11 protein-coding genes are annotated in these 13,096 nt (G+C 47.4%); all 11 read left to right on the plus strand.

Going from position 1 to position 13,096, the window contains the following annotated elements; genetic code table 11:
* Positions 1 to 14: 14 nt before the first annotated feature.
* Complete coding sequence (locus H6G89_RS04535) at positions 15 to 785, plus strand: SRPBCC family protein (RefSeq protein WP_190504076.1); 771 nt, start codon at positions 15 to 17, stop codon at positions 783 to 785.
* Between the two features lie 60 nt (positions 786 to 845).
* Positions 846 to 2,015 (plus strand): zinc-dependent alcohol dehydrogenase, encoded by a 1,170-nt coding sequence (locus tag H6G89_RS04540; protein ID WP_190504077.1) that lies wholly within the window; start codon positions 846 to 848, stop codon positions 2,013 to 2,015.
* Between the two features lie 148 nt (positions 2,016 to 2,163).
* The gene (locus H6G89_RS04545) at positions 2,164 to 2,643 is read left to right on the plus strand and encodes a hypothetical protein (protein ID WP_190504078.1); all 480 of its coding nucleotides are present in this window, start codon (positions 2,164 to 2,166) and stop codon (positions 2,641 to 2,643) included.
* Between the two features lie 40 nt (positions 2,644 to 2,683).
* A complete protein-coding gene (locus tag H6G89_RS04550) occupies positions 2,684 to 3,862 on the plus strand; it encodes a zinc-dependent alcohol dehydrogenase (RefSeq protein ID WP_190504079.1) in 1,179 nt (392 codons plus the stop codon).
* 752 nt (positions 3,863 to 4,614) lie between these two features.
* Positions 4,615 to 5,796, plus strand: coding sequence for a glycoside hydrolase family 10 protein (locus H6G89_RS04555; protein WP_242059822.1), 1,182 nt, complete (start codon positions 4,615 to 4,617; stop codon positions 5,794 to 5,796).
* 196 nt (positions 5,797 to 5,992) lie between these two features.
* Complete coding sequence (locus tag H6G89_RS04560) at positions 5,993 to 6,616, plus strand: hypothetical protein (RefSeq protein WP_190504081.1); 624 nt, start codon at positions 5,993 to 5,995, stop codon at positions 6,614 to 6,616.
* Between the two features lie 686 nt (positions 6,617 to 7,302).
* Complete coding sequence (locus H6G89_RS04565) at positions 7,303 to 7,509, plus strand: hypothetical protein (protein ID WP_190504082.1); 207 nt, start codon at positions 7,303 to 7,305, stop codon at positions 7,507 to 7,509.
* 580 nt (positions 7,510 to 8,089) lie between these two features.
* Positions 8,090 to 9,403, plus strand: coding sequence for an ABC transporter substrate-binding protein (locus H6G89_RS04570; protein WP_190504083.1), 1,314 nt, complete (start codon positions 8,090 to 8,092; stop codon positions 9,401 to 9,403).
* Between the two features lie 11 nt (positions 9,404 to 9,414).
* Entirely contained in the window at positions 9,415 to 10,329 is a 915-nt protein-coding gene (locus H6G89_RS04575) for a carbohydrate ABC transporter permease (protein ID WP_190504084.1), read from the plus strand.
* A 113-nt stretch (positions 10,330 to 10,442) separates the two neighbouring features.
* Positions 10,443 to 11,336, plus strand: coding sequence for a carbohydrate ABC transporter permease (locus H6G89_RS04580; protein ID WP_190504085.1), 894 nt, complete (start codon positions 10,443 to 10,445; stop codon positions 11,334 to 11,336).
* A 108-nt stretch (positions 11,337 to 11,444) separates the two neighbouring features.
* Positions 11,445 to 12,551, plus strand: a complete 1,107-nt coding sequence (locus H6G89_RS04585; protein ID WP_190504086.1) for an ABC transporter ATP-binding protein — start codon at positions 11,445 to 11,447, stop codon at positions 12,549 to 12,551.
* The last annotated feature ends 545 nt before the right edge of the window (positions 12,552 to 13,096 follow it).

The following is a 13,096-nucleotide window of genomic DNA, read 5'->3' on the forward strand; positions in this document are numbered from 1 at the left end:
TAAGGAACCAAACCATGGAAGAAATTGTGAATCAAGGACAACAAGAATTTTCTCAGTCTATTCCGCCAGGAGGTCAACCTGGATCTGGTCAAGAAGCCGCTTTGAGTGATCAGGAAAAGTGGGCTTCGATTGTTGGTGGTGGCGCGATGGTGCTGATGGGATTGCAACAGCGATCGCTCCGGGGTGTGTTAATGGCGATCGCAGGAGGCAGCATGATTTATCACGGAGCAACGAGCGACAAAAGTATCACTGACAAAGTGGGTGAAGCCGCAGGCAAAGTTGGTGAGGCAGCAGGGCTTAACAAATCCATTCGAGTCGAGAAAACGGTCACTATTAACAAGTCGGCTGAGGAGTTGTATACCTTCTGGCACAATTTTGAGAACCTGCCCAACTTCATGAAGCACCTCAAGTCAGTGACAGTACTGGATGATCGGCGATCGCACTGGGTTGCTAACGCACCGATGGGACAGAGTGTCGAATGGGATGCAGAAACCATCACCGATGAACCCAATCGTTTGATTGCCTGGGCATCGGTTGAGGGAGCAGACGTTGAAAACTCTGGATTTGTCCGCTTTCAACCCGCACCCGCCGATCGCGGTACTGAGGTCAAAGTGGTGATCGAATACGCTCCACCAGGAGGCGCGTTAACAGCAGCAGTAGCCAAGCTGTTTGGTGAAGAGCCAGAACAGCAATTGGGAGATGAACTCCGACGCTTTAAGCAACTGATGGAAGCGGGAGAAATCGCCACCACGGAAGGGCAACCCTCCTGTCGGGCTAACAGCTAATTCAAACCCCTCCGTTTACAAATCAACCTCAAACGCAAAGTCACCTTTGAAGGATGAATCATGAAAGCAGTATGTTGGCATGGTGCCAATGATGTCCGGGTTGAAACTGTACCCGATCCGACAATTCTTAATCCCCGCGATGCCATCATCAAAATTACGTCTACAGCAATTTGTGGATCAGATCTACATATCTACGATGGCTTCATTCCTACCATGATGCCCGGAGATATTATTGGGCATGAGTTTATGGGAGAAGTGATCGAAGTCGGACGGGGTGTCACTTCTCTCAATGTGGGCGATCGCGTCGTAGTACCCTCCACCATTGGCTGTGGTCACTGCGCTCATTGTCTGCAAGATCAGTGGTCACTGTGCGATAACTCCAACCCCAAAGGGGGAATGGAGGAAAAGCTATTCGGTGCTGCTACCTCTGCGATTTACGGCTACTCCCATCTGTTTGGCGGATATGCCGGGGCTCAGGCGGAATATGTTCGCGTTCCCTTTGCGGATGTGGGGGTTGTGAAGGTTCCCAAAGACATTCCCGATGAAAAGCTACTCTTTATCTCGGATGCCTTTCCAACGGGCTATATGGGCGCAGATATGTGCGACATTCAACCCGGTGACATCGTTGCGGTCTGGGGATGTGGTGCCGTTGGGCAGTTTGCCATTCGTAGTGCCTACATGATGGGAGCAGAAAAGGTGATCGCGATCGACCGCTTCCCAGAAAGGTTGCAACTGGCGAAAGAGAGAAGTGGGGCTGAGATCATCAACTACGAAGAAGTAGACGCAGGGGAAGCCCTCAAAGAAATGACAGGGGGACGCGGTCCCGATGCGTGTATTGATGCGGTGGGTCTGGAAGCCCATGCGGCAGGTGTCGCGGATCTGTACGACAAAGCGAAGCAAGCCGTACGTTTGGAACTCGATCGCCCTCATGTTTTACGACAAATGATGGTTGCCTGTCGCAAAGGCGGCACACTCTCCATCATGGGGGTTTATGGCGGATTTCTCGACAAAATGCCCTTTGGTGCAGCCTTTAACAAAGGATTGACCATGCGAATGGGGCAGATGCATGGGCAGAAATACATGAATCTGCTGCTTGAAAAAGTGTTGAACGACGAAATCGATTTATCTGATGTGATCACTCATACCCTCCCCCTCGACCAGGCAAAACAGGGATATGAGATGTTCAAAAACAAACAAGATCAATGCATCAAAGTTGTTCTTAAGCCCTAGCAAAGTCTCATCCTGATCCTCTCTCATACAGCCGTGTGCAAGTTGGTTCAATACACGGGGTGCCGTAAATCCTCCTTCAAAAAGGGGGACTTCTGAAGACATTCCATCACTTCAAAACCACATCTAAATATCATTCAGGAGGTTAACTATGAATCGATTTATAGCATGGATCGAGAAAGCAAGTGAGAGACTAGCGATTTCTTTGATCACAATTATTTTTGTAGCGAGTGCTGTTGTTTTTGCGATCGCCCCCAGTGCAGCAGCACGTTCTCTTGCTCCTGAGACTGAGTCCTATGCCTATAGCGGCAACACCGGAGAGTGGACAAGTTCTCCCTTACCCGCCGAAAAAACTCGTCAAGCGGCTCCGATGCCTGCTGAGAATACCCGCCAAACTCACAATGCTCAAGACAACTTGAGACGGAACGTACGAGATGCAGCGGACAACGTGCAAGACGCCCTTGATCCAGATGCTGCTGGTTCTCGTACAAAAGGCTTTTTTAATCAGGTGAAAAATCGGGTTGATACCGCCGTAGAAAATACCAAAGATGCGTTTGGCGGTGCTGGCGATGACGTTCGCGACACGCTCAAAGATGCGAGTGAACCTGCTCGTTACCCTGCTCGCTACTAAGTTTCTTCTTTAACCCTCATAACTACTGGAGAGTCATTTCATGAAAGCGGTTTGCTGGCACGGTTCTGGTGATGTGCGTGTAGAAAACATACCCGACCCTAAAATTATCAATCCGCGTGATGCGATTATCAAAATCACTTCCACGGCAATTTGCGGGTCTGATCTGCACATCTACGATGGCTACATCCCCACGATGCAGTCTGGAGATATTCTCGGTCACGAGTTTATGGGAGAGGTCGTCGAGGTTGGATCAAAGGTAACAAACGTCAGTATTGGCGATCGTGTTGTTGTTCCCTTCACCATCTCCTGCGGTAACTGCTTCTTCTGCAATCGCGATTTGTGGTCGTTATGCGACAACTCTAACCCCAACGCCTGGATGGCAGAAAAGCTGATGGGTCACTCTCCGGCAGGGTTGTTTGGCTACTCCCATCTGTTTGGAGGCTACGCCGGAGGACAAGCGCAGTATGCCCGCGTTCCCTTTGCCGATGTGGGTCTGTTTAAGATTCCAGAAGGTCTAACCGACGAGCAAGTTTTGTTTTTAACGGATATCTTTCCAACGGGTTACATGGCCGCGGAAAACTGCAACATCAAACCGGGCGACATCGTTGCGGTGTGGGGTTGTGGTCCGGTTGGACAGTTTGCCATCAAGAGTGCTTTTCTACTCGGCGCAGAACGAGTGATCGCCTTCGATCGCTTCCCTGAACGTCTGGAGATGGCAAAGCAGGCAGGGGCAGAGGTGCTCAACTATGAGGAGGTAGATGTTGGGGAAGCCGTTAAGGAAATGACTGGGGGACGGGGTCCTGATGCCTGTATTGATGCGGTGGGTATGGAGGCTCACGGTACTGATGCGATGGCGATGTATGACAAAGTTAAGCAAGCCGTTCGCCTGGAAACCGATCGCCCCACGGCTCTGCGTCAGGTCATTGTGTCCTGTCGCAAGGGTGGCACCGTTTCACTGGCAGGAGTCTATGGTGGATTCCTCGACAAAGTTCCGATGGGAGCCGCTTTTAACAAGGGGTTGACCTTTAAGATGGGGCAAACCCACATCCACCGCTATTTGCAACCCTTGTTAGACCATATTCAAAACGGCAGGATTGATCCTACATTTGTCATCACCCATACGCTGCCCCTAGATGAGGCTCCGCATGGATACGACATTTTCAAGCACAAGCGTGATAATTGCATCAAGGTTGTTCTAAAACCTCACGCGATCGCTTAAATATCTCTCTAAAACTGCCAAATCCCCGGAGTCCATGAGATTCCGGGGATTTAAAGCTTGTTCATGACCATCGTTATTACAGTAAGCAAATTAATACTAGAAAGCCAAACAGCAACGACGTCATTTGGGCAAACATCGAGAGTTCAGAATTGGCTGAAGTGATTGCAGTGGTTTGGGTCGTTTGAGAGGATTGCATAAGACGCTCCTTTTGAAGTGTGTAGCGTGAGGGTAGAGGGGTTGCTGACCGAGGCGATTGCTTCATGCCCTCATCCTCTACAGCAGACTACAGATACAGTTCCCGCATTTCCGGTTGAATTTGTAAGGGATAGTACTGAAAAGTTCAGTCTTTACTGACCGTTTACGGAAATGTGTTGGGATCGTTAAGAACTGAGCATTACAGCCATTTACACAGAACAGCCTGAATTCTCCCTTTGAGAATTATAGGTTTGATCAAAAAGCTGAAGCCAAAGGCAATGGCTCAAGTACTGATTCTGGGCGAGCTTTCCGACTCGCCTTCACCCCATCGAATGTGGCTACGGCTATCTCTGTAAAAACAGCGAGACTCATTAAGAAAGAATGCAGGGTTTTCACATAAAAATTCCGATTTTGAGATCAACCCCTGTGAAGGTAACCCTGTATGAGTACGTTAACAGAGTGGCTTGCTTCAGGTTCAGGTGATTACAAGGCTCTTCAAAACCCGCGTTTTTGCTGCGTTGATGGTAGTTCTACTATGCATGGCTTTGATCCAGGCTATGTCATCACCCCGATCGGTACCGATCGCCAACCAGTCCACAGAGGTTCGGGGCGTATGGCTGACCAATGTGGGTAGTGGTGTGTTGTTTGCACCGTGGGGAGTTGAGCGAGCACTAAACCAGTTGGCACGACTTAACTTCAACACGGTTTATCCTGTCGTGTGGAACCGGGGACACACATTTTACCCAAGTGCAACGGCTCAACGGATTATTGGGCGATCGCAAGACCCCTGGCTCAACACCTTGCGACTGGGCGGTGATGTGCTATCTACCATTGTGAAACAGGGTAATCGGCAGGGCTTACGAGTTATTCCCTGGTTTGAATATGGGTTTATGGCTCCAGCCCAATCCACGTTAGTGTATCGTCACCCGGAATGGCTGACCCAACGGCAAAACGGGACAAAAACCCTGGAACTTCACGAGCATGAGCAAACCCTATTGACCCCAACCCAAAACCAACTCGACCAACAGCAGTTACGGCGAGAGATTTATAGTCGGTTAGTGGGCGATCGCGTCTGGCTCAATCCACTCCATCCAGAAGTGCAACAATTTCTCCTCGATCTCATTACCGAAGTGGTGACGCAATACGACATTGATGGCATTCAACTGGATGATCATTTTGGGTTCCCCGTAGAGTTTGGTTATGACCCCTACACGGTTAATCTCTATCAGCAGGAACACAATGGGGCAAAGCCTCCCAACGATCCGCTCAATGCCGAATGGATGCAGTGGCGTGCAAATCGATTAACAGCGTTTATGGGGCGAATTTTTGAAACGGTGAAAGCTTTAGACCCCAACTGTATCGTCAGTCTTTCGCCCAATCCACAAGCTTTTTCTTATCACGCTTACTTGCAGGATTGGCAAACCTGGGTGAACCGGGGGTGGGTCGAGGAGTTAGTGGTGCAAGTTTACCGCAATGATTTGAGCAGTTTTCAGGCAGTGTTAGCTCAACCCTCTATACGAGCCGCACAACAACGCATCCCAGTGGCGATCGCCATCCTAACAGGGTCATGGCGACGACCAATCACTTTTCGACAAATCCGTCAGCAAGTGGAGGCTGTTCGCAAGGCTGATCTCAATGGAGTTTCTTTCTTTTATTGGGAGACACTCTGGAGTTATCTCACTCCTGAATCCCCAAAAGAACGTCGGGCTAATTTTCAAACACTTTTTGCTAAGCCATAACCACTCTGATATAGCTTTGGTTAGAAAGCTTAAAACAAAGGTAATGACTCAAACTCTATGCTGGAAAAGCTTCCTGACTCGCCTCTGCTCATCAAATGGGGCTACGGCTATAGTTTGCGGTAAGGCTTCATGTAATGACTCGTTTCACATTCGTAATTAACTAGAATTGTTCGTTTAAAGATCTCAAATTGGTATTATGGCACATCTCAAAGAGTTGACATCGCTGAATTCAGGAATTGGATTTTGGTTGCAATGGATGTGTGTAACCATTTGTGGTTTTTTACTCAGTTTGTATTGGATCGAAGTTGGGTTTCGTCCTGATATTCGATGGTTTCAGGGGGTAATGGGTGGGCTAATCATCGGTACTGCTCAGTGGTTGGTGTTGCGACAAAGACTTCCTCAAGCAGTCTGGTGGATTGCGGCGACAACACTCGCTTGGGGATTGATCGGTTACAGCAAGTTAGGTGCTCTGGGATGGGTAGTGCCTCAGGAAATGTATTCTGTGACGTTGCGATCACTCTATGGTGGGCTAGATGGGCTAAAAGTCGGAGCAATCTTAGGAGCAATCCAATGGTTTGCACTGCGACGACATGTCTCAAATTCAGCCTGGTGGATTGCGGTGAGTGCGATCGCCTGGGCACTTGGATTAGCCATAGGCTGGTCAAGTGGAGCCATTTTGCGGCTCAAGACGGGCATCTTTTTAGGAGAAGTTGGGGGATTGGGGCTAGGTTGGGGGGCGATCGCAGCCATCACAGGAATTTGTCTTATCCCTCTTCTGTCACTATACCCCCCTAAATCTCTCAAAACGGGGGGACTTTGAGCCATTGTCGCGAGTCTTGACCCAACCAGAATCACCCGTACTTGGTATAGATGCAAAGCGCGCCTTTGGGTGAACCGAAACACCTTCTGCTAGAGGCTTTGACTTCGCCAAGCTTAACCCAGTGGGGACGCCACTGCCTCCCCACTGGGGGTTTAGGGATTCTCCCCCAATGCCTGGTCAAGGCTTTTGTCAGTCAACCAACGTTTAGAGTTTGATGATTCGTTACATTCTTAAAATAAGCAAGTACAAAACTAATCAAAATTACACCCTTTTCTCATCTTTTTAAGATAGCTTTATCATTAACCCAACTTCTAATTGAGACAAGGTTAGAACTGGACTGGAGAACTTTTTCTGTATTGCCGATAGCTACCGATAAACAAGAACCTTAATAAACACTATGACTTCTAATTCCAACTAAATATATCGCCGGAAATAATCATTACTTGAAAGCTCAAGACTTTCAGTAGAGACAATATAACAGGTCTTCCGCTAAAACAGTAATTAATGGTTCATATCAATCAATACTAATCTCATACAGCACTGGATAAAAGCTAATCTCGAAAGCTCCTCGTTCGATTAACACTTAACACTAATTTGTTTAGCTTTTAGCTTGGTTAATATTCGAGTTTTACTGTTTACATCATCCCATCACAATCATCTAACCCCGTTGAAGGAGTGATAATCACATGTCTCTTACTGCAACCGCCCCCCGATTTTGCAGAGATCAAGCTGTTCGCTTTCTTGGAGGTGAAGGCACAATTAAAAGTTACCAATCTGATGCAGGACATTGGACTTATCTCGTTGAAATGCCAATGGGTCCAGAACCTGAAATGGGTCGAATCGGATATGAAACAACCATTACATTATTAGAATCAGATCTCGAAGCTTTATAAAGCTAATAAGTATCAGCAAGCAATTCACTGAAAAAAATTAAAATATTTAACTTCGACATTGTTATGGTCGTCCAACAGCCTCCAGGAGGCTGTTTTTTATATCTACAGGCACATGACGTAGGAAAGACCAATGGTTCTAGAACAAACTACAGTGCACGAATAGTTCCATTCAGGACTGTAGATAGATATGACCGTAGAAAGAATCGTTAGTAATAGCAATTATCTCTTATCAAAAAGCGGAACCTCAACACTGAATTGTATAATTTCTTAACTGTTTCTACTAAAGATAACGTACCCCTTTTGACAGGTGTTCCATCCGTCATAAGAATTTATTCTGGTAGATCCTAGAGCAGTATTTGAATATCTTTGTATCACTCTCTAATTGTTTTTATGAATTGTAAAGGCAATTAATGAGTGTGCTTGCATGTTTATGTTCTGCCTAGGTTAATGATTAGCAATTCTCCATAAAATAGCTCACAAACTAGGCTTGATTAATTTATGTTTAGTGTTTTAAAGCAACCGTGGTGCATGGGCTATTTAGGAAGTTGCACTTGCCTCAGTTGAGTTGCTATTTCGATCAATGTCATATTCACAATTTTTGAATCGATTTAATTTCAAACGACTTAGGCTGCGATCGCCCCAACGGTTGATCCTGGCAATTGTTTGTTTTTTGGGCACTGTATTTATTAGCTGGTACGTCATGGCGCAGCAACCCGTGACACTACGGATGCTGATGCCTGCACCTGATATCCCTCCTTTTCAACCATTAGTAGAAGCATTTGAAGAACAAAACCCAGGTATTCGGGTTGAACTTGTAGAGGGACCAAACCAGACCAACCTGGTAGAGGATCTCTACACCTCAGCCTTTTTGTTAGGAGATTCACCCTACGATCTGGTCAATATGGATATTGTCTGGACTCCTAAATTTGCGGCGGCTGGATGGTTGATGGATTTGACTGATGATGTCAGTAGTGACGAGTTAGCTCAATATTCACCCCTGGATGTTGAAGGTGGACGGTACGAAGACCGACTTTACCGCTTGCCCGTTCGATCGGATGTTGGTCTGCTCTATTACCGCAAAGATCTGTTAGAACAAGCAGGATTACAACCTCCTGAAACCTTTGCCGATTTAATGCAAGCCTCTAAACAGTTACAGGATAGTGGGGCTGTACCCTGGGGTTACATCTGGCAAGGCCGACAATATGAAGGCTTGGTTGCCATGTTTGTCGAAGTTCTGCAAGGGTTTAACGGATTTTGGGTGAATCCAGATACGTTAGAAGTTGGCCTCGATCGCCCCGAAACCGTAGAAGCCATCAACTTCTTGAAGAGTACTGTCCAGGAAGGCGTCTCTCCTCCGGGGGTGACAACCTATCAGGAAGAAGACACCCGTCGCTTTTTCCAGAGTGGTCAGGCTGCCTTCTTGAGAAGCTGGCCCTATGTTTGGACTCTCGCCAATGCAGAAGACTCTGAACTGAGAGGTAAAGTCGGTATTCAACCTATGGTTCATGAGCCAGGAGCGAAAGCAGGAGCTTGTTTGGGAGGTTGGGGAATTGGAATTTCTACTTCAACGGCTCACCGTGAAGAGGCACTCCAAGCGGCGAAATTCTTTTCAAGCTTTGAACCTCAACGTGATCTGATTATCAGTGAGGGTTATCTACCCAGTATTCAATCTCTGTTTACAGACCCCAAAGTGGTCGCAGAATACAGCCACTTTCCCAGCTTGCAAGAGGTAGCCAACAATGCGGTGTTGCGTCCACCGATCGCCCAATATGCTCAAGCATCAGACATTTTGCAACGGTATCTCAGCGCAGCATTGACCAATCGCATGTCTCCTGAAGATGCTATGCAGTCCGCTGCCGCAGAAACACAACGGTTATTAGACGCAAGGGGTTAGGGAGCCAAGACATGGTTAAAATGAATGCGATTCAAGCGAGAGAACAACGCACAGCATGGACTCTCATGACTCCGGCATTGTTGTTATTGCTATTTGTGTTTGCTTACCCAATTTTGCGAGCGTTCTGGTTAAGCCTTTTTGCTAAAAACCTGGGAACCCAATTACAACCCGTTTTTGCAGGGTTAGATAATTACGGTCGGATGATTGGAGACGGTCGATTTTGGCAGAGCTTTGGAACGACGACTATCTTTACATCTGCATCAGTTGTGTTAGAACTGCTGCTGGGCATGGGAATTGCACTGGTGTTACACCAGAGCTTTAAGGGGCGATCGCTCGTTCGGACAGCAGCGTTGATTCCCTGGGCGTTACCAACAGCTCTCATCGGCTTGGCATGGGCGTGGATTTTTAACGACCAGTTCGGTGTGGTCAATGATATCTTGCTGAGGTTGGGATTAATTGACACAGGCATTAACTGGTTGGGTGAACCTGCTCTGGCAATGGTGGCAGTCATTGCAGCAGACGTGTGGAAGACGACTCCGTTTATCAGTATTTTGCTGCTAGCCGGACTACAATCGATTCCCGATGATCTATACGAAGCACACTCGATCGATGGAGCCAACGCATGGCAGAGCTTTTGGCGGATCACAATTCCGCTGTTGATGCCGCAAATCTTAATTGCGGTGTTATTCCGCTTTGCTCAAGCGTTTGGCATCTTTGACTTGATTGCGGTCATGACTGGGGGTGGTCCTGGTGGCGCGACCGAAGTGGTATCGCTCTACATCTACTCCATGGTGATGCGTTATCTCGACTTTGGCTACGGGGCAGCACTCGTGGTTGTTACCTTCCTGTTGTTAGTGTTGGCAGTGGCGATCGCCAGCTTTGCACTCAGTCGCCTCCGCCATCGTACAACTGGAGCAACGTCGTAGGAAAAGGTTGAAGGCTAAAGGCTAAAGGCTGAAACTAAAAACCTTTATCCTCCCTTCTCCTTTTCTCTTCACCTTTTCATCCTTCATTTTTCATCCTTCATCCTTTTTCCTCTATGACTACGCTTCAACAAGATCGGATAGTAGCTGCCCCCCACCCTCCTAAACGAGATGCAAATCTGGTGTGGCTTCGTCGCCTATTATTAGGATTGGCAATTCTAGCCGTGTTGCTCATTAGTCTGGCACCTGTGCTCTGGCAGTTACTCACGTCCTTTAAGGTGAATGAGGATATCTCACAAGTCCCAACGGTCTATTTTCCAACTCGTTTAACACTCGAACATTACACTGAGTTGTTCACTCGTCGTCCTTTTCTTCGATATATCCTCAACAGTGCGTTTGTCTCAATTATCTCGACAGCCGTTTGTCTGGCGATCGGGACTCCCGCAGCTTACGCACTAGCGCGGTTACGTCCCTGGGGCGAGAAAGTTATTCTCGCGGCTGTTTTGGTGGTCACACTCTTTCCAGGAATTCTACTTTTTTTAGGACTTCTGGAAATCGTTCAAGCCCTTCACTTGGGCAACAATTACTTAGCATTAATCATCCCCTACACAGCCATTAATTTACCGTTGACCATTCTCGTTTTAAGAAGTTTCTTTCAACAATTGCCAAAGGATTTGGAAGACTCTGCCAAGGTTGATGGCTACAACACCTGGCAAATGTTGACCAAAATTCTGTTGCCGATGACAGTTCCTGCTCTCGTCACAACGGGAATTCTCGCGTTCATCTTTGCCTGGAATGAGTTTATTTTCGCGTTGACCTTTATCACTCGTGAAAGCATGAAAACCATTCCGGTTGCAGCAGCCCAATTAGGGGGTGCTTCTGTATTTGAGATTCCCTACGGTCCTATTGCTGCTGCAACGGTTTTAGGAACACTCCCTCTGATACTACTGGTGTTGTTCTTCCAACGCAAGATCGTACAGGGACTGACCGCAGGTGCTGTTAAAGGCTAAGGAAAAAAGAAGATCGAAAATCGAAAACTGAATTTCTTTTTTATTCTTCTCTCTTCTTTTTTCTCTCTTCTATCTTTTTTCTCTCTTCGTTTTTCTTCTTTTACTATCATGGCTAAACTCGAACTTAAACACCTCAATAAAACTTTCTCTCCTAAAGTGATTCCGGTTAAAGATGTTAGCTTAACCGTTGATGACGATGAGTTTTTGACATTGTTGGGTCCATCAGGTTGTGGCAAGTCTACTGTGTTGCGTTTGATTGCAGGGCTAGAGCAACCCACGCGCGGTCAAGTGATGATTGGCGATCGCGATGTCACCGCTCGACGACCAGGCGATCGCAACATTGCTATGGTGTTCCAAAGCTATGCGTTGTATCCGCACCTGACCGTGTATGACAACCTGTGTTCTGGTTTGCGCCTTAAACACACGCCTGAGCCTGAGATCAGACAACGGGTGGCAGATGCATCACGAGCACTAGATTTAGACGGGTTGATGGATCGCAAACCTGGACAACTCTCCGGTGGACAACGGCAACGGGTTGCACTAGGACGGGCATTGGTGCGTCGTCCAGACGTGTTTTTGCTGGATGAACCGTTGAGTAACCTGGATGCCCTGTTGCGTGAAAAAGTACGGGCTGAACTCAAACAACTATTTGAGTCTCAAGGCGTGCCTGTGGTGTATGTAACCCACGACCAGACTGAAGCCATGACTCTCTCCAGTAAGGTTGCCGTCCTCAACAAAGGCTGTGTGCAACAGTTGGATGCGCCTCACCGCATCTATAACCGACCTGCCAATCTGTTCGTGGCGGGCTTTGTGGGTAGCCCTCAGATGAACCTGATCACAGTGCCCTGTGAGGGTCGCAATGCCGTTGTCGGAGAATTCCGCATTCCTCTGCCTAACAGCACGGTGACTCCACCGCGATCGATTATTATGGGCATTCGTCCAGAACATATTCGTGTGGCAGAACCAGAGGATCGGCAAACCATTCAGGGACGGGTCTTTTTGGTAGAAAACCTGGGGATGCACAACCTGGTGAGTGTGCGTGTGGAAGGCAATCAGAATGAACCTGTTATTCTTCGTGCTCTGCTTCCTCCGAGCGACAATTGGCAAAACCAAATTTTGACCCTGGCGTTACCTCCTGATTCACTGCACTGGTTTGATGTGGATTCTGGTGAGGCAGTGTTTAGAGGTGCGATGGAGCGTATGGCAGTGCGATAGACACAGTTATCACCAAAAGTAGGGGCGGAGCATTCGGTAGAGAATTTGCAACTTGAGTTGCGAGGTTCTTTTTCCAAGTGCTTCGCCTCTGTTCGTATAAAAATTTAATGACGTTATAGCCGTAGCCATACCGCTTTAAATGGTTTCCAGTGCAAATGCGGACGCTCGTAGGGGCGGGTTTAGCTGTTTACTAATGGCAAACCCAAGCACTTATCTGCAAAACCTGCCCCTACCGATATCTGTCTTGAGCACCATTTGATTTGGTATCACATTGATGGAGTAGAGGCGAGTCAGAAAACTCCTCCAGAATCAACATTTGCCCCATTGCCCTTATCCTAATGATTGTGAATTTAATAAATCCGCAAACTGTAGGGGCGGGTTTAGCAGACCCGTCTGTGCCCTGTTATAGATTTGACAGCAAAACCCGCCCCTACCAAATATCGAACTTATTTAATTTCCATTCCTAAGCTTTCTGACCAAGCTGTAAATTAACCCGATTGGGTGAGGCACGCCTTTGTTTCAACAGCTTACTATCTCTGTCAATT

The organism is Oscillatoria sp. FACHB-1407 (assembly GCF_014697545.1).
GTDB lineage: Bacteria > Cyanobacteriota > Cyanobacteriia > Elainellales > Elainellaceae > FACHB-1407.

Bases quoted from the DNA above. Each gene is read 5' to 3' on its own strand.
- H6G89_RS04535 (WP_190504076.1), top strand. From the start codon at position 15: ATGGAAGAAATTGTGAATCAAGGACAACAAGAATTTTCTCAGTCTATT.
- H6G89_RS04540 (WP_190504077.1), top strand. From the start codon at position 846: ATGAAAGCAGTATGTTGGCATGGTGCCAATGATGTCCGGGTTGAAACT.
- H6G89_RS04545 (WP_190504078.1), top strand. From the start codon at position 2,164: ATGAATCGATTTATAGCATGGATCGAGAAAGCAAGTGAGAGACTAGCG.
- H6G89_RS04550 (WP_190504079.1), top strand. From the start codon at position 2,684: ATGAAAGCGGTTTGCTGGCACGGTTCTGGTGATGTGCGTGTAGAAAAC.
- H6G89_RS04555 (WP_242059822.1), top strand. From the start codon at position 4,615: ATGTCATCACCCCGATCGGTACCGATCGCCAACCAGTCCACAGAGGTT.
- H6G89_RS04560 (WP_190504081.1), top strand. From the start codon at position 5,993: ATGGCACATCTCAAAGAGTTGACATCGCTGAATTCAGGAATTGGATTT.
- H6G89_RS04565 (WP_190504082.1), top strand. From the start codon at position 7,303: ATGTCTCTTACTGCAACCGCCCCCCGATTTTGCAGAGATCAAGCTGTT.
- H6G89_RS04570 (WP_190504083.1), top strand. From the start codon at position 8,090: ATGTCATATTCACAATTTTTGAATCGATTTAATTTCAAACGACTTAGG.
- H6G89_RS04575 (WP_190504084.1), top strand. From the start codon at position 9,415: ATGGTTAAAATGAATGCGATTCAAGCGAGAGAACAACGCACAGCATGG.
- H6G89_RS04580 (WP_190504085.1), top strand. From the start codon at position 10,443: ATGACTACGCTTCAACAAGATCGGATAGTAGCTGCCCCCCACCCTCCT.
- H6G89_RS04585 (WP_190504086.1), top strand. From the start codon at position 11,445: ATGGCTAAACTCGAACTTAAACACCTCAATAAAACTTTCTCTCCTAAA.